Raw genomic sequence first — 15790 nt, 5'->3', positions numbered from 1 at the left:
CACAGCATCCGGGATTAGCTAAACGATTTGAATGTTGGGTTAATGGAGCAGTTACTTATTAGCTGCGTCAGATAAAAGGCCCAGGTCGTTCGAGCGGATGTAGAGGGTCAGGGAAATTTCCCTGGTCTCAACGTTCGGGTGGAACTGGTACAGCAGGTGGCACGGCGGCAAGGCCATCTCGTCGAGCTGCGCGCAGTTCCAGCCGTGGAACAGGATACGGCGGCTGCCCGGGTCGTTGGCGATGGTGTCCAGGCACTGGCGCACCTGGTCGATGGCCTTGTACAGGATGACGAACGCGACGCCGTCCTCCTCGTCCTGGGCGATGCGGCGGAAGCCCGCCTTCTCGGCCATTTCGATGGCCGCCGGGTTGCTCAGCGGGATGCGCTTGTAGCCCGGCCACTGGCGCCATTGCACGCCGTAGATCTCGCCCAGGTCGTCATGGCCCTGGCGGAACGGGTTGGCCAGCCACTGGGCGTTCTCGTTGGCGTTCTGGTCCCAGACCTTGCAGCCCAGTTCGCGGAATTCACCGGCGTTCTTCACGCCACGCAGGAAACCGACCATTTCGCCGATCGCCGACTTGAACGCCAGTTTGCGCGTGGTAATGGCCGGGAAGCCCTTCTGCAAGTCGAAACGCAGCATGGCGCCCGGCAGGCTGATGGTGCGGATGCCGGTGCGGTTGCCCTGCAGCGTGCCGTTGTCGATGACGTCGCGGACCAGGTCCAGATACTGTTTCATGGCTTACCTGTAGCAAAAACGGCAGGGGGATCGCCCCTGCCGTGGGATTAATCAGGCGGGTTTCGCCGTAGGCTTGCGATTATAAGCCCACCAGATCAGGCCAAGGCCAGCCAGGATCATCGGCACGCACAGAATCTGACCCATGGTCAGCCAACCCCAGGCCAAGTAGCCCAGCTGGGCATCCGGTACGCGGACGAATTCGACGATGAAGCGGAAGATGCCATAGAACAGCGCGAACATGCCGGATACCGCCATGGTCGGCCGCGGCTTGCGCGAGAACGCCCAGAGGATCAGGAACAGCGCCACACCTTCGAGTGCGAACTGGTACAGCTGCGATGGGTGACGCGGCAGCTGCGCCGGGTCGCTGAACGGTGGGAAGACCATCGCCCATGGCACGTCGGTGGCCTTGCCCCACAGCTCGGCGTTGATGAAGTTGCCGATACGCCCGGCCCCCAGGCCGATCGGCACCAGCGGCGCGACGAAGTCCATCAGCTCGAAGAACGACTTGTTGTTGCGCTTGCCGAACCACAAGGCCGCCAGCATCACGCCGATGAAACCGCCGTGGAACGACATGCCACCCTTCCACACCTCGAAGATCAGCGTCGGATTGGCCAGGTAGGCGTGCAGGTCGTAGAACAGCACGTAGCCCAGGCGACCACCGACGATCACACCCATCGACAGCCAGAACACCAGGTCGGAGAGCTTTTCGCGCGTCCAGGTGGGGTCGAAGCGGTTCAGCCGGCGCGATGCGAGCAGCCAGGCACCGCCGATGCCGACCAGGTACATCAGGCCGTACCAATGGATTTTCAGCGGCCCGATGGCCACGGCCACGGGGTCTATCTGCGGGTAAGGCAGCATGGAACTTCCTCTCGATTCAAATCAAAAAGCTGAGGCCGACACAGAACAGCAGGGCTGCGAACAGGCGTTTCAACAGACGTGGCGACAGCTTGTGCGCCAGGCGCGCGCCGAAGCGGGCGAAAAACATGCTGGTCACGGCAATGCCGAGCAGCGCCGGCAGGTACACGTAACCCAGGCTGTGGGCCGGCAGGTGCTCTTCGTGCCAACCCAGCAGCATGAAACTCAGGGCACTGGCCAAGGCAATGGGCAGGCCACAGGCCGAAGACGTGGCCACTGCCTGCTGCATGGGCAGGCTGCGCCAGGTCAGGAACGGCACGGTCAGCGAACCGCCGCCGATGCCGAAAATGGCCGAAGCCCAGCCGATCACCCCACCTGCACTGATCAGCGCGGGCTTGCCGGGGATGCCACGACTGGCCTTGGGTTTGAGGTCCAGGGCCATCTGCGCGGCGATGACCAGGGCGAACACACCGATGATCTTTTGCAGCAACGGCCCCTGTATCAGCGAGGCGGTCTTGGCGCCGACACCGGCCCCAAGGAGGATGCCGAGGGTCATCCAGGCGAAGATCGGCCATTGCACCGCGCCCTTGCGATGGTGCTCGAGCACGGCGTTGATCGAGGTGAAGACGATGGTTGCCAGCGACGTACCGACAGCCAGGTGGGTCAGCACCGAGGCATCGAAACCCTGCAAGGTGAAGCTGAACACCAGCACCGGCACGATGATGATACCGCCGCCCACGCCGAACAGCCCGGCCAGCACACCGGCGCAGGCACCCAACAGCAGATAGAGCACGAATTCCATTCGTCTTCCCCAAGAAATCAATCCGGCATGGTAACGGAAGCCGGGCTCACGGCTCTAGTGAACTGTGTGTCAGGTTGGAAGTGCCCCATCGGAGTGGGTACAGTGGAAAAAAACCGGAGGCCCTACCGATGTGCCTGATCGTATTCGCCTGGCGACCGGGGCACGCCCTGCCGCTGATCGTGGCGGCCAACCGCGATGAATTCTATGCCCGCCCCACCCAGGCCCTGGCGGCCTGGGAGGATGCTCCCGGGGTATATGCCGGGCGGGACCTGGAGGCAGGCGGCACCTGGCTGGGCGTCGGTCCGCAGGGGCGGTTCGCGGCGCTGACCAATATTCGCGACCCGGCGCAAGCTTTGGGGCCGCGCTCGCGGGGCGAGCTGGTGGCGGCGTATCTGCAGGGGGAGTTGGGGGTCGAGGCCTATCTGGACCAGGTGGCCAGCCGCAGCCGGCAATATTCAGGGTTCAACCTGCTGGTGGGCGATGGACGGCAGCTGGGCTATCTGCATGCCCGAGACGCGGCGCCGCGCTTGCTGGAGGCTGGGGTTTACGGGCTTTCCAATGCCGGGCTGGATACGCCTTGGCCTAAGCTGGTGAAGGCGCGCAGTGGGCTGGAAGGGTTACTGGAAACGCCAGAGCCACAGCGCTTGCTGGCGTTGCTGGCCGATGCCGAACCGGCGCCGGAGGGCGAGTTGCCGGAGACGGGCGTGGGGTTGGCGACCGAGAAGCTGCTGTCGAGCGTGTTCATTGCCAGCCAGAACTACGGGACGCGGGCGAGCACGGTGCTGATTGTGGATGATCAGGGGAAAAGGCGGCTTATTGAGCGCAGTTTCGGGCCCTTTGGTGGGCATTTGGGGGAAGTTGAGTTGCTGGCCTGATAATTTGATGTTGCTTGCTCCGGCCTCTTCGCGGGTAAACCCGCTCCCACAGGTACAGCGCAGCCTTCAGATGCGGCGCAATCCCTGTGGGAGCGGGTTTACCCGCGAAGAGGCCGGAACAGGCCACCTCACACTCAGAGGGTTTTATTGGCCCCAGGCCCGATCATCCGCGCCAACCCAAGGTTTTTCAGGGCCAGTTGCAGCGAGCTGTGGATAACCTGCGGGTTGTCATGGCTCAGGGCCTCGGTGAGCAATTCCTTGGCCTTGCCCAGGTTGATCTGGCGCAGCATCCACTTCACCTTCGGCAGGTTGGTGGCGTTCATCGACAGACTGTCGAAGCCCATGGCCATCAACAGGATCGCCGCTGCCGGGTCACCGGCCATCTCACCACAGATACTCACCGGCTTGCCTTCGCCATGGGCGTCGCGCACCACCGTGTTCAGCGCCTGCAACACCGCCGGGTGCAGGTAGTCGTACAGGTCGGCGACCCGCGGGTTGTTGCGGTCCACCGCCAGCAAATACTGGGTCAGGTCGTTGGAACCGACCGACAGGAAGTCCACCTGCCGCGCCAGCTCCTTGGTCTGGTACACCGCCGCAGGAATTTCCACCATCACGCCAACCGGTGGCATCGGCACATCGGTGCCTTCGTCACGCACCTCGCCCCAGGCGCGGTGGATCAGGTGCAGCGCCTCTTCCAGCTCATGGATACCGGAAATCATCGGCAGCAGGATACGCAGGTTGTTCAGCCCCTCGCTGGCCTTGAGCATGGCGCGGGTCTGCACCAGGAAGATTTCCGGGTGGTCGAGGGTGACGCGAATGCCGCGCCAGCCGAGGAACGGGTTTTCTTCCTTGATCGGGAAGTACGACAGCGACTTGTCGCCACCGATGTCGAGGGTACGCATGGTCACCGGCAGCGGGTGGAAGGCCGCCAGCTGCTCGCGGTAAATGGCCAGCTGCTCTTTCTCGCTGGGGAAGCGCTGGTTGATCATGAACGGCACTTCGGTGCGGTACAGCCCCACCCCTTCGGCGCCACGCTGCTGGGCACGGGCCACGTCGGCGAGCAGGCCGGTGTTGACCCATAGCGGCATGCGGTGGCCGTCCGGGGTAACGCACGGCAGTTCGCGCAGGGCATCCAGGCCCTGGGCCAGCTGGCGCTCCTCCTCGACCACGTCGCTGTACTGCTTGCGCAGCACTTCGCTGGGGTTGGTGAACACCTCGCCCTTGTAGCCGTCGACGATCATCTCGATGCCGTCGACCTTGGAATAAGGCAGATCGACCAGGCCCATCACCGTGGGGATGCCCATGGCGCGAGCCAGGATGGCGACGTGGGAGTTGCCCGAGCCCAGTACCGAGACCAGGCCGACCAGCTTGCCTTCCGGCACTTCGCCGAGCATCGCCGGGGTCAGCTCTTCACTGACCAGGATGGTGTTGTCGGCATACACCAGCGACTGCGCGCGGGCTTCCTGCAGGTAGGCCAGCAGGCGCCGGCCCAGGTCCTTGACGTCGGAGGCGCGCTCGCGCAGGTAGTCATCGTCCATCAGCTCGAAGCGGTTGACGTGCTCGCCCACCACCTGGCGCAGTGCGCCCTGGGCCCACTGGCCGGTCTTGATGACTTCGGTCACCTCACCGCCCAGAGCCGCGTCTTCGAGCATCATCAGGTACACATCGAACAGTGCACGCTCCTCCGGGCGCAGCTGGGTGGCCAGCTTGGCCGACAGCTTGCGCATATCGTCGCGCACACCTTCGAGGGCGTTCTGGAACAGCTTCAGTTCGGCGTCGATGTCATCGACGGTCTTGTCCGGCACGACTTCCAGATCGGCTGGCGGCAGCATCACCACTGCGCGCCCCACGGCGGCGCCAGGCGAGCCCGGTACGCCGACGAAGCGCGCTTCCTGGATACCCTTGCCCTGGCGGCCCAGGCCACGGATCGAGCCGGTGGCCTCGGCGTGGGCGATAACCCCTGCGAGCTGGGCGCTCATGGTGACCAGGAAGGCTTCTTCGCCCTCGTCGAACTGGCGGCGCTCCTTTTGCTGGATGACCAATACCCCGACCACGCGGCGGTGGTGGATAATCGGCGCACCGAGGAAGGAGGCGAATTTTTCCTCGCCTGTTTCGGCAAAATAGCGGTAACGCGGGTGGTCGGCAGCGTTTTCCAGGTTCAGCGGCTCTTCCCGGGTACCAACCAGGCCGACCAGGCCTTCGTTGGGGGCCATGCTGACCTTGCCGATGGAGCGCTTGTTCAGGCCTTCGGTGGCCATCAGCACGAAGCGGTTGGTTTCCGGGTCGAGCAGGTAGACCGAGCAGACTTGGCTGCCCATGGCCTCCTTGACACGCAAGACAATGATCCCCAACGCCGACTTGAGATCTTTGGCGGAGTTTACTTCCTGGACGATCTTGCGCAGCGTATTGAGCATGGCTCGGGGTCGAACTCCGTCGTCAGTCGCGCGTCAGCAGACGCGGTGCTAGCTCTTTCAGGGCGCGTCGGTAGACCTCGCGCTTGAATGTCACAACCTGGCCCAGCGGGTACCAATAGCTGACCCAGCGCCAGCCGTCGAACTCCGGCTTGCCGGTCAGGTCCATTCGCACCCGTTGTTCGTTGCTGACCAGACGCAGCAGGAACCATTTCTGCTTCTGGCCGATGCACAGCGGCTGGCTATGCGTACGCACCAGTCGCTGGGGTAAACGATAACGCAACCAGCCACGGGTGCAGGCAAGAATTTCCACATCATCGCGTTCAAGGCCAACTTCTTCGTTCAGCTCGCGGTACAGGGCATCTTCCGGCGTCTCGTCAGGGTTGATGCCACCCTGGGGAAACTGCCAGGCATCCTGGTTGATCCGTCGAGCCCATAGCACCTGCCCGGCATCATTCGTGAGAATGATCCCGACATTGGGGCGAAAACCATCCGGGTCGATCACGGCAGCAACCTCGCAAACGCATGTCACCGCATTGTTCCACAAAGCTTGCGAGCGCAGCAACGCGCCCGCCAAGCTTATGTGCAGCAGCGTGAAAACTCCGTATTCTGCGGACCTACCCTGTGGCTTATGCGAGTGACCGCGATGCGCCTGGCTTTATTCGACCTGGACAATACCCTCCTCGGTGGCGACAGCGACCATGCCTGGGGTGACTACCTTTGCCAGCGCGGCATCCTCGACCCGGTTGCCTACAAGCAACGCAACGATGGCTTCTATCAGGAATACCTGAACGGCACCCTGGACCTGCAGGCCTACCTGGCCTTTTCCATGGAAATCCTTGCGGCAACACCAGTATCCCAGCTCGACGAATGGCACCATGATTTCATGCGCGACTGCATCGAGCCGATCATCCTGCCAAAGGCGCTTAGCTTGCTGCAGCAGCACCGCGAGGCCGGCGACCAGCTGGTGATCATCACCGCCACCAACCGCTTCGTCACCGCACCGATTGCCCGGCGCCTGGGGGTTCGCGTGTTGCTGGCGACCGAATGCGAAACGCGTGATGGCCGCTATACCGGACGTAGTACCGATATACCGTGTTTCCGTGAAGGCAAGGTGACGCGGCTGGAGCGCTGGATGCTGGAGAACGGCTTCGACCTTGAGGACAGCTATTTCTATAGCGACTCGATGAACGATTTGCCGCTGTTGCAGCCGGTGGCGCATGCGGTGGCGGTGGACCCCGACCCGAAGCTGCGGGCGGAGGCCGAGATGCGTGGGTGGCCGGTGGTTTCGCTGCGGGATTGAGGTTTTCCTGTGCCGGCCTCTTCGCGGGTAAACCCGCTCCCACAGGTACTGCACAGCGCTCAAGCCTTGCTCAGACCCTGTAGGAGCGGGTTTACCCGCGAAGAGGCCAGCACATACAGCACAAAGCTGTCAGACCGGCTTGGCTCCCATCAGCCCGGCGATGGACAGGAAGCAAACCCCACTGAACACCGCCAGTGCCAGGGTAAAGCGCAACCCCACCACCTCGGCCTTGCGCAGCCGGTTCAACCGCACCAGCAGCCACCACACGGCAAACGCGCCCAGCGTATAGATGACGCTGGACGCCAGCACCCAGGCCTGCCCCAGCGGCCAGCCCACCAGGTGCACCAGCCACCAGCCGGTTAACGGCATGCTCACCAGGCACAGGCCCATCACCAGCCAGACGAACACCAGCGGCCGACGCAGTAGCTTGGCGTAAGCCTCGGCATCGCCCTGGCGGCGGGCGCGCACGGTCCAGAGCGCCAGGCCCAGAGCACCCAGCAGCAGGAGCGCAGTGGCGATGATGTGCAGGGTCTTGAGGGTGGTCAGGTGTTCCATGTCTCAGTTGTCCTTAAGCAGGCCATTTTGTGCAGGCTTCTTCGCCGGCTTGCCTGCTCCCACAGGGATATCACAGGCCCTGAAGCCTGCGCAGTACCTGTGGGAGCGGGCAAGCCCGCGAAAGGGCCGTCAGCCCCAGCTTAGCCGCTCAGCCCAGGAACAGCTTGTAAGCCGGGTTGTCGGTTTCGTCCCAGTACGGGTAGCCGATCTTGGCCAGCGCCGCCGGCACCAGGTGGCGCTCGTCCTCCGGCACCTGCAACCCCGCCACCACGCGCCCGTCAGCGGCGCCATGGTTGCGGTAATGGAACATCGAAATGTTCCAGCGCCCGCCCAGCTTGTTGAGGAAGTTGAACAGCGCCCCCGGCCGCTCGGGGAACTCGAAACGCAGCACCATCTCGTCACTGGCGCCGGCCGAATGACCACCAACCATATGGCGAATATGCAGCTTGGCCAGCTCGTTGTCGGTCAGGTCGGTAACCGGGAAGCCCTGCTCGGTCAGTTGCTGTGCCAGCGCCGCACGCGGGTCGTTTTCCGGGTGGGTCTGCACGCCGACGAAGATATGCGCCTCGTCGGAGGTGTGCTTGCGGTAGTTGAATTCGGTGATCTGGCGCTTGCCGATAGCCTCGCAGAAGGCCTTGAAGCTGCCCGGGCGCTCGGGAATGGTAACGGCGATGATCGCTTCGCGCTTTTCACCCAGCTCGGCACGCTCGGCCACATGGCGCAGGCGGTCGAAGTTGACGTTGGCACCGGAGTCGATGGCCACCAGGGTCTGCCCGGTCACGCCGTACAACTCGACGTACTTCTTGATGCCCGCCACGCCCAAGGCACCGGCAGGTTCGGTGATCGAGCGGGTATCATCGTAGATATCCTTGATAGCCGCGCAGATTTCGTCGGTACTGACGGTGACCACTTCATCCACATGATGGCGGCAGATGTCGAAGGTGTGCTGGCCGATCTGCGCCACCGCCACACCGTCGGCGAACAGCCCGACCTGCGGCAGCACCACGCGCTCGCCGGCCGCCATGGCCGCCTGCAGGCAGTTGGAGTCGTCCGGCTCGACACCAATCACCTTGATTTCCGGGCGCAGGTATTTCACGTAGGCAGCAATGCCGGCGATCAGGCCACCACCACCCACCGGCACGAAGATCGCGTCCAGCTGGCCTGGGTGCTGGCGCAGGATTTCCATGGCCACGGTGCCCTGCCCGGCGATAGTGTGCGGGTCGTCGTAGGGATGCACGTAGACGAAGCCCTTTTCATCGACCAGTTTCAGCGAATAGGCCAGCGCCTCGGGGAACGAGTCGCCATGCAGCACCACCTTGCCGCCCCGCGAACGCACGCCCTCGACCTTGATCTCCGGGGTGGTCTTGGGCATCACGATAGTGGCCTTGATACCCATCTCGCGCGCAGCCAGGGCCAGGCCCTGGGCATGGTTGCCGGCAGAGGCGGTGACCACGCCGCGGGCCAGTTCTTCCGGGGTCAGTTGGGCCAGCTTGTTGTAGGCCCCGCGGATCTTGAACGAGAACACCGGCTGCAGGTCTTCGCGCTTGAGCAGAATCTGGTTGCCCAGGCGCTTGCTCAGCTGCCCGGCGCTCTGCAGCGGGGTTTCGACCGCGACGTCGTAGACGCGCGAGGTGAGGATCTTCTTGACGTACTGTTCGAGCATCGGGAATGCATCACTGGGCCGCGGGACAAGGGCTGGGAGTCTACCCCAGCGCTACGTCGGGCGACCACAGCAAAGCCGCCCGAGCCGTTATACTAGGCTCTTTTCGAAACCGCCCTGCCCCTCTCGGAGCCCGCATGACCCAGGACCAACTCAAACAGGCCGTCGCCCAGGCCGCTGTCGACTTCATTCTGCCCAAGCTGGATGAAAAGAGCGTCGTCGGCGTCGGCACCGGTTCGACCGCCAACTTCTTCATCGACGCCCTGGCTCAGCACAAGACCGCCTTCGACGGCGCGGTCGCCAGCTCCGAAGCCACTGCCCAGCGTCTGAAGGGCCATGGCATCCCGGTCTACGAGCTGAACAGCGTCAGCGAACTGGAGTTCTACGTGGACGGCGCCGACGAGAGCGACGCGCACCTGAACCTGATCAAAGGCGGCGGCGCAGCCCTGACCCGCGAGAAGATCGTCGCCGCCGTGGCCAAGACCTTCATCTGCATCGCCGATGCCAGCAAGCTGGTACCGGTGCTGGGCGCGTTCCCGCTGCCGGTCGAAGTGATCCCGATGGCCCGCAGCCACGTGGCGCGCCAGCTGGTCAAATTGGGCGGTGACCCGGTGTACCGTGAGGGCGTGGTTACCGACAACGGCAACGTGATCCTCGATGTGCACAACCTGCAGATCACCAACCCGGTGGAGCTGGAAGCGCAGATCAATGCCATTGTTGGCGTGGTGACCAACGGCCTGTTCGCGGCACGGCCGGCGGATTTGCTGCTGCTGGGTACCTCTGAGGGCGTGAAAAGCCTGAAGGCTGAGTAACCTTCTTCGCGGGCGCGCCCGCTCCCACAGGTATTGCACAGGGTCCGAAACCTGTGGCGTACCTGTGGGAGCGGGCATGCCCGCGAATAGGCTCTCACAGGCACTCACTCCGCTGGCTGTTTGAACACATAGAACAAGTTCGGCTCACTGACCAGATAGATGGTCCCCGCCTCATCCATCGCAATCCCCTCCGCCTGCGGCACCGTCGCCTGCAACCCCTGGAACCCCTTGCGTAACGACAAGGTACTCAGCGGCCGGCCTTCCACATCCAGCTCCAGCACCAGCCGCGACTCGTCCGACAGTGCCAGCAGGTGCCCGCTGCGCTCATCGAACTGCAAGCTCGACAGGTCCCGCACGAACAGCCGCGAATCGCGCTTGCGGTCCTGCACCACATGCACCGCATAGGGCTGCTCAGGATTGTCGTGCGGGAAGCCATGCACCTCGTAGATCAGCATTGGGTCACGCTCCTTGGCCACGAACAGGCGCTTGCCCGCCGAATCATAGGCCAGCCCCTCGAAGCCCTTGTTGCCATTCAGGCCAATGCCCAGGGTCAGCTGCTCGGCATCGCCGGCATCGAGGAACATCGTGTCGTCCTCCAGGCGCACGCGAATCAGCCGCTGCTGACGCTCGTCGGTGATCACATAGCTGTTGGGCCCGACGTACTCCACGGCTTCCGGGTCGCCGAAGCCGGTCAGCGGCACTCGGCGCAGGATGCGCCCGTCCAGCGACAGCTCGATCAGCTCCGAGCGTGCATTGGTTACGGTAAACAGAGTCTTGCGGTCGGGGTCGTAGGTCAGCGCCGAGATGTCGTCATCCAGCCCCTCGATCGGCTGCGCCTCCACCAACACCCGGTAACGGTCCAGGCCGATGCTTTGCTCGGCTGGCTGCCACCAGGCCTTGAGGTTGAACCAGCCACGCTCGAACAGGCGAAACTCCTGCCCGGCCAAGCCGAGCAGGATCAGGCCGATAACGACCAGAACAGGGAACGGACGAACAAAACGGCGCATGAGGGAAGACTCGACACAGGGGTGACGAATCTAATCACGAACAACTGAAGTAAAGCTTAATGCCAGCATCCGAAAAGTCGGATGTTTGGGTCAGTTTTTGCTGAAGCGATAGAACAGTGCCGGCTCGCTGACCATGTACAGGTTGCCCTTGTCGTCCATGGCCACCCCTTCGGCACGCGGGATGGTGTGCTGCAGGCCGTTGAAACCGCCGAGCAGGGTCATGAAACTGACTTGCTGGCCCTGCTCGTCCAGTTCCAGAAGGATGTTGGAGTCGGACGACAGCACCAACAAGTGGCCGGTACGCGGATCCACGCCAAGCGCCGAGAGGTTGCGCAGGTCCAGTTCATCACTGGGCAAAAGCTGTTTTTCACCCGTGAGCGGGCTGCGACCGTCGGTTTTCCAGGTATACAGCCGGGGCGGGCGCTCCTCGCCGATTACCAGGCGCTGGCGCAGCGGGTCCCAGGCCACCGCCTCGAAGCCCTTGTTGCTCTTCACCGACGGGCCCAGGTCGTGGTTCTGGAAATCATCATGGTTCAACGAGGTGGTTTGCGCATCCACCTTGACCACGGTCAGGTCGTGCAGGCGCTCATCGGTGATTGCCAGGTAGCCGTCCTCCAGCACGGCGACGCCTTCCGGGTTGTTCCAGCCGTTGAGGGGGATCTTGCGCAGCACATCGCCATCCAGGCTCAGTTCGACCAGGATCGGGTTCTTGCCCATGACTGCGAACAGGGTGCGGGTACGCGGGTTGAAGGCAACATCCGAAGCTTCATCGTCGTCCATGCCCGGCAGCGGCTTGGCATCGATGTCGACCTGGTAGTCCGGCAGCCATACGCTTTCGCTGCGTTCGGCGGTGCTTTCGAAGCTTTCCTTGACCCACAGCGCGCCGCGGTCATCCCAGTGCATGGCCACGGCCACGCCATAGCCGATTACCGCCGCCGCGGCCAGGCCGAAGGGCCAGCGCAGGAAGAAACGACGCTTGGGGGTTGCCGGGGCGCTGGAGGGAGATGGCATGCGGGGGTCCTGGGGAAATGGGCGTAGATTCGCGCATTATCCGGATCAGGTGTGAAAAATCGGTAAACAGGACCGGCCTCTTCGCGGGTAAACCCGCTCCCACAGGCATAGCGTCGCCCTTGAGGGTTGCGCAGTACCTGTGGGAGCGGGTTTACCCGCGAAGAAGGCGACGCGGTCTCGAGTCAGAGCACCCGGCTTTCGAAGCGGCTCACACCCGGCAACTCCAGCACCAATTCGTCACCGACATTGAACGGCCCCACACCCGCCGGGGTACCGGTAAGGATCACATCCCCCGCCTGCAGCGAGAAATGCGCGGCCATGTGCTGGATCATCGGCACGATCGGGTTGAGCATCATCGCGCTGTTACCATCTTGGCGAACTTCGCCGTTGACTGTCAGGCGCACCGGGATGTCGGTCACATCCTCGAAGCTGGCGGCCGACACGAACGGCGGCAGTACGCAGGCGCCATCGAAGCACTTGGCCAGCTCCCAGGGCAGGCCCTTCTCTTTCAGCTTGGCCTGCACGTCACGCAGGGTAAGGTCCAGCGCCGGTGCGTAGCCGGAAATGGCGTCCAGCACCTCTTCCTCGCTCGGGTGAGTCGACAGCGGCTTGCCGAGCAGCACGGCAATTTCCGCCTCATAGTGCACCGAGCCACGTTCCGTCGGAATCTTGAAGCCACCCTCGGCTGGTACCACGCAGCTGCCCGGCTTGATGAACAGCAGCGGTTCGGTGGGGATCGGATTGTCCAGCTCCTTGGCATGCTCGGCATAGTTACGGCCGATGCACACCACCTTGCCCAGCGGGAAGTGAATGCGTGTGCCGTCTACGTACTGATGCTGGTAACTCATGGCCGACTCCTCTGGATACTGCTTTCTATTCAGGTGCGAAGATCTTACCCGGATTCATGATGCCGTTAGGGTCGAACACGGCCTTTATTGCCTTCATGCAGGCAATTTCTTCGGGCGAGCGGCTGTAGCCCAGGTAGTCACGCTTGGTCATGCCCACACCATGCTCGGCGGAGATCGAGCCGTTGTAGCGCTCGACGATCTCGAACACCCACTTGTTGACCTTGGTGCACGAGGCGAAGAAGTCGTCCTTGCTCATGTGCTCGGGCTTGAGGATGTTCAGGTGCAGGTTGCCGTCGCCGATGTGGCCGTACCACACCACTTCGTAATCCGGGTAATGTTCGGCGACGATGGCATCTATATCGCGCAGGAACGCTGGCACTTTCGACACCGTGACAGAAATGTCGTTCTTGTACGGGGTCCAGTGCGAGATTGTTTCCGACAGGTACTCGCGCAGTTTCCACAAGTTTTTCAGCTGGGTCTCGCTCTGGCTCATCACCCCGTCCAGCACCCAGCCTTGTTCGACGCAGTGCTCGAAGGTGGCCAGCGCTTCGTTGGCCACCTCCTCGGTGCTGGCCTCGAACTCCAGCAGCGCGTAGAACGGGCAGTCGGACTCGAACGGCGCCGGCACGTCGCCACGCGCCAGGATCCTGGCCAGGCCCTTGTCGGAGAAGAACTCGAAGGCAGTCAGGTCCAGCTTGCCCTGGAAGGCATGCAGCACAGGCATGATCGAGTCGAAATCGGGGGTACCCAGCACCATCGCGGTGAGGTTGCGCGGCGCACGGTCCAGACGCATGGTGGCCTCGACCACGAAGCCAAGGGTACCTTCGGCACCGATGAACAGCTGGCGCAGGTCGTAGCCGGTGGCGTTCTTGATCAGGTCCTTGTTCAGCTCCAGCAGCTCACCCTTGCCGGTCACCACTTTCAACCCGGCCACCCAGTTGCGGGTCATGCCGTAGCGAATCACCTTGATTCCACCGGCATTGGTGCCGATATTGCCGCCAATCTGGCTGGAACCGCTGGAGGCGAAGTCCACCGGGTAATACAAGCCCTGTTCTTCGGCGTAGGCCTGCAGCTGACGGGTAATCACCCCTGGCTGGCAGACCACGGTGCGGTCGAAGGCATTGAAGCCGAGAATCTGGTTCATGTAGTCGAAGGCGACCACCACTTCGCCATTGGCCGCCACGGCGCCTGCAGAAAGCCCGGTACGCCCGCCAGACGGCACCAGCGCCACCTTGTGCGTGTTGGCCCAGCGCACGATCGCCTGCACCTGCTCCACCGTCTTGGGAAAGACGATGGCGCTGGGTGCCGGTGGGTAATGCTTGGTCCAGTCCTTGCCATAGGCTTCCAGGGAAGCTGCGTCGGTCAGGACCTTGCCAGGGTCGACAAGGGTCATCAGTTCATCAATTACAGCGGGGTGGGTCATCGCTGGAACTCTCGACTTATTCATAGTCACCCTGAGCACTCTTCACCTGTCGGGATAAGCTCAGATTGTGTCGCGTATGCTAGCATAGCCCTCCCGCTGTTCATGCTAAGGCTGCCTTTGCGCCTGGCATCACCCTCGCCATTTTTTCTCCGGGATACAGGTTTACGCAGATGAGCAAGACTTCTCTCGACAAGAGCAAGATCCGGTTCCTTCTTCTTGAAGGTGTGCACCAGAACGCGGTCGATACCCTCAAGGCCGCCGGCTACACCAACATCGAATACCTCACTGGTTCGCTGCCGGAAGCCGAGCTGAAGGAAAAGATCGCCGATGCCCACTTCATCGGTATCCGTTCGCGCACCCAGCTGACCGAAGAGATCTTCGACTGCGCCAAGAAACTGGTCGCTGTTGGCTGCTTCTGCATCGGCACCAACCAGGTCGACCTGGAAGCTGCCCGCGAGCGCGGTATCGCCGTGTTCAACGCGCCATATTCCAACACCCGTTCGGTAGCCGAACTGGTACTGGCCGAAGCCATCCTGCTGCTGCGCGGCATCCCCGAGAAGAACGCTTCCTGCCACCGTGGCGGCTGGATCAAGAGCGCGGCCAATTCCTTCGAAATCCGCGGCAAGAAGCTGGGTATCGTCGGTTACGGCTCGATCGGCACCCAGCTGTCGGTCCTGGCCGAGAATATGGGCATGCAGGTGTATTTCTACGACCCGCTGACCAAGCTGCCACTGGGCAACGCCGTGCAGGTCACCAGCCTGCACGAGCTGCTGGGCCTGGCCGACATCGTTTCGCTGCACGTGCCTGAGCTGCCGTCCACCCAGTGGATGATCGGCGAGAAGGAAATCCGCGCGATGAAGAAGGGCGCGATCCTGATCAACGCCGCACGCGGCACCGTGGTCGAGCTGGACCACCTGGCCGCCGCCATCAAGGACCAGCACCTGATCGGCGCCGCCATCGACGTGTTCCCGGTGGAGCCGCGCTCCAACGACGAGCAGTTCGAAAGCCCGCTGCGTGGCCTGGACAACGTGATTCTGACCCCGCACATCGGTGGTTCCACTGCCGAAGCCCAGGCCAACATCGGCCTGGAAGTGGCCGAGAAGCTGGTCAAGTACAGCGACAACGGTACCTCGGTATCCTCGGTCAACTTCCCGGAAGTGGCCCTGCCGGCGCACCCAGGCAAGCACCGTCTGCTGCACATCCACGAAAACATCCCGGGCGTGCTCAGCGAGATCAACAAGGTCTTCGCCGAGAACGGCATCAACATCTCCGGTCAGTTCCTGCAGACCAACGAGAAAGTCGGTTATGTGGTGATCGACGTTGACGCCGAGTACTCCGACCTGGCGCAAGAGAAGCTGCAACAGGTCAAGGGCACCATCCGTTCCCGCGTCCTGTTCTAAGTTCGCTGGCGGCATGAAAAAGGGAGGCCCCGGTGGCCTAATGCCAGTCAGTTAAGCTGACTGGCATTTTCATTTTCGGGTCGGATATTTTGC

14 protein-coding genes and 1 pseudogene are annotated in these 15790 nt (G+C 62.8%); 4 read left to right on the top strand and 11 right to left on the bottom strand.

Translation table 11 applies throughout. The features are described 5' to 3' along the window. Positions 1 to 75: 75 nt before the first annotated feature. The 3 genes and pseudogenes from MJ643_RS28995 to MJ643_RS28985 form a co-directional block, all read right to left on the bottom strand. Positions 76 to 735: pseudogene (locus MJ643_RS28995) on the bottom strand (thymidylate synthase); the annotation flags it as partial. Positions 736 to 786: 51 nt separating this feature from the next. Beyond that, the gene (gene lgt / locus MJ643_RS28990; RefSeq protein WP_013974665.1) at positions 787 to 1593 is read right to left on the bottom strand and encodes a prolipoprotein diacylglyceryl transferase; all 807 of its coding nucleotides are present in this window, start codon (positions 1591 to 1593) and stop codon (positions 787 to 789) included. A gap of 16 nt (positions 1594 to 1609) precedes the next feature. Next, positions 1610 to 2392, bottom strand: a complete 783-nt coding sequence (locus MJ643_RS28985) for a sulfite exporter TauE/SafE family protein (RefSeq protein ID WP_013974666.1) — start codon at positions 2390 to 2392, stop codon at positions 1610 to 1612. A gap of 128 nt (positions 2393 to 2520) precedes the next feature. Between MJ643_RS28985 and MJ643_RS28980 the strand changes: the two genes are divergently transcribed. Continuing rightward, on the top strand, positions 2521 to 3267 hold the full coding sequence (locus tag MJ643_RS28980) for an NRDE family protein (protein WP_169774627.1): 747 nt from the start codon (positions 2521 to 2523) through the stop codon (positions 3265 to 3267). 134 nt (positions 3268 to 3401) lie between these two features. Here MJ643_RS28980 and ptsP read toward each other — a convergent pair whose 3' ends face one another. Together ptsP and MJ643_RS28970 are read right to left on the bottom strand one after the other, a co-directional pair. Beyond that, positions 3402 to 5681, bottom strand: a complete 2280-nt coding sequence (ptsP, locus tag MJ643_RS28975; RefSeq protein WP_023660917.1) for a phosphoenolpyruvate--protein phosphotransferase — start codon at positions 5679 to 5681, stop codon at positions 3402 to 3404. A gap of 22 nt (positions 5682 to 5703) precedes the next feature. Beyond that, positions 5704 to 6183: an RNA pyrophosphohydrolase gene (locus MJ643_RS28970; RefSeq protein ID WP_003249017.1), complete on the bottom strand. Its 480-nt coding sequence runs from the start codon at positions 6181 to 6183 to the stop codon at positions 5704 to 5706. A gap of 141 nt (positions 6184 to 6324) precedes the next feature. Between MJ643_RS28970 and MJ643_RS28965 the strand changes: the two genes are divergently transcribed. Next, positions 6325 to 6981 (top strand): HAD family hydrolase, encoded by a 657-nt coding sequence (locus tag MJ643_RS28965; RefSeq protein ID WP_247727191.1) that lies wholly within the window; start codon positions 6325 to 6327, stop codon positions 6979 to 6981. 129 nt (positions 6982 to 7110) lie between these two features. On the opposite strand, the gene MJ643_RS28960 is transcribed toward MJ643_RS28965, so the two are convergent. Together MJ643_RS28960 and ilvA are read right to left on the bottom strand one after the other, a co-directional pair. Next, on the bottom strand, positions 7111 to 7536 hold the full coding sequence (locus MJ643_RS28960; protein ID WP_169774629.1) for a DUF2269 domain-containing protein: 426 nt from the start codon (positions 7534 to 7536) through the stop codon (positions 7111 to 7113). Between the two features lie 148 nt (positions 7537 to 7684). Then, positions 7685 to 9199 carry a threonine ammonia-lyase, biosynthetic gene (ilvA, locus tag MJ643_RS28955; protein WP_169774630.1) on the bottom strand — a complete coding sequence of 505 codons (1515 nt, stop codon included), beginning with the start codon at positions 9197 to 9199 and terminating at the stop codon, positions 7685 to 7687. Positions 9200 to 9333: 134 nt separating this feature from the next. Here ilvA and rpiA point away from each other — a divergent pair, with 134 nt between their 5' ends. Next, on the top strand, positions 9334 to 10008 hold the full coding sequence (gene rpiA, locus MJ643_RS28950) for a ribose-5-phosphate isomerase RpiA (RefSeq protein WP_013974672.1): 675 nt from the start codon (positions 9334 to 9336) through the stop codon (positions 10006 to 10008). Positions 10009 to 10112: 104 nt separating this feature from the next. On the opposite strand, the gene MJ643_RS28945 is transcribed toward rpiA, so the two are convergent. From MJ643_RS28945 to MJ643_RS28930, 4 genes are all read right to left on the bottom strand, one after another. Continuing rightward, on the bottom strand, positions 10113 to 11015 hold the full coding sequence (locus tag MJ643_RS28945; protein ID WP_023660914.1) for an SdiA-regulated domain-containing protein: 903 nt from the start codon (positions 11013 to 11015) through the stop codon (positions 10113 to 10115). A 90-nt stretch (positions 11016 to 11105) separates the two neighbouring features. Beyond that, a complete protein-coding gene (locus tag MJ643_RS28940) occupies positions 11106 to 12026 on the bottom strand; it encodes an SdiA-regulated domain-containing protein (RefSeq protein WP_169774631.1) in 921 nt (306 codons plus the stop codon). 182 nt (positions 12027 to 12208) lie between these two features. Next, positions 12209 to 12874, bottom strand: coding sequence for a fumarylacetoacetate hydrolase family protein (locus MJ643_RS28935; protein ID WP_015272191.1), 666 nt, complete (start codon positions 12872 to 12874; stop codon positions 12209 to 12211). A 25-nt stretch (positions 12875 to 12899) separates the two neighbouring features. Continuing rightward, the gene (locus MJ643_RS28930; RefSeq protein ID WP_013974677.1) at positions 12900 to 14297 is read right to left on the bottom strand and encodes an FAD-binding oxidoreductase; all 1398 of its coding nucleotides are present in this window, start codon (positions 14295 to 14297) and stop codon (positions 12900 to 12902) included. Positions 14298 to 14467: 170 nt separating this feature from the next. Between MJ643_RS28930 and serA the strand changes: the two genes are divergently transcribed. Then, positions 14468 to 15697 carry a phosphoglycerate dehydrogenase gene (serA, locus tag MJ643_RS28925; protein ID WP_003258542.1) on the top strand — a complete coding sequence of 410 codons (1230 nt, stop codon included), beginning with the start codon at positions 14468 to 14470 and terminating at the stop codon, positions 15695 to 15697. The last annotated feature ends 93 nt before the right edge of the window (positions 15698 to 15790 follow it).

The sequence above is a fragment of the Pseudomonas sp. PNPG3 genome (assembly GCF_023093815.1).
GTDB classification, from domain to species: domain Bacteria; phylum Pseudomonadota; class Gammaproteobacteria; order Pseudomonadales; family Pseudomonadaceae; genus Aquipseudomonas; species Aquipseudomonas asiatica.
Note: the sequence above shows the minus strand (reverse complement) of the source record. Positions and strands in the feature narration are given on the sequence as shown.

Excerpts from the sequence above, each read along its gene's own strand:
- lgt (WP_013974665.1), bottom strand. The coding sequence starts at position 1,593 with ATGCTGCCTTACCCGCAGATAGACCCCGTGGCCGTGGCCATCGGGCCG.
- MJ643_RS28985 (WP_013974666.1), bottom strand. The coding sequence starts at position 2,392 with ATGGAATTCGTGCTCTATCTGCTGTTGGGTGCCTGCGCCGGTGTGCTG.
- MJ643_RS28980 (WP_169774627.1), top strand. The coding sequence starts at position 2,521 with ATGTGCCTGATCGTATTCGCCTGGCGACCGGGGCACGCCCTGCCGCTG.
- ptsP (WP_023660917.1), bottom strand. The coding sequence starts at position 5,681 with ATGCTCAATACGCTGCGCAAGATCGTCCAGGAAGTAAACTCCGCCAAA.
- MJ643_RS28965 (WP_247727191.1), top strand. The coding sequence starts at position 6,325 with ATGCGCCTGGCTTTATTCGACCTGGACAATACCCTCCTCGGTGGCGAC.
- MJ643_RS28960 (WP_169774629.1), bottom strand. The coding sequence starts at position 7,536 with ATGGAACACCTGACCACCCTCAAGACCCTGCACATCATCGCCACTGCG.
- ilvA (WP_169774630.1), bottom strand. The coding sequence starts at position 9,199 with ATGCTCGAACAGTACGTCAAGAAGATCCTCACCTCGCGCGTCTACGAC.
- rpiA (WP_013974672.1), top strand. The coding sequence starts at position 9,334 with ATGACCCAGGACCAACTCAAACAGGCCGTCGCCCAGGCCGCTGTCGAC.
- MJ643_RS28945 (WP_023660914.1), bottom strand. The coding sequence starts at position 11,015 with ATGCGCCGTTTTGTTCGTCCGTTCCCTGTTCTGGTCGTTATCGGCCTG.
- MJ643_RS28940 (WP_169774631.1), bottom strand. The coding sequence starts at position 12,026 with ATGCCATCTCCCTCCAGCGCCCCGGCAACCCCCAAGCGTCGTTTCTTC.
- MJ643_RS28935 (WP_015272191.1), bottom strand. The coding sequence starts at position 12,874 with ATGAGTTACCAGCATCAGTACGTAGACGGCACACGCATTCACTTCCCG.
- MJ643_RS28930 (WP_013974677.1), bottom strand. The coding sequence starts at position 14,297 with ATGACCCACCCCGCTGTAATTGATGAACTGATGACCCTTGTCGACCCT.
- serA (WP_003258542.1), top strand. The coding sequence starts at position 14,468 with ATGAGCAAGACTTCTCTCGACAAGAGCAAGATCCGGTTCCTTCTTCTT.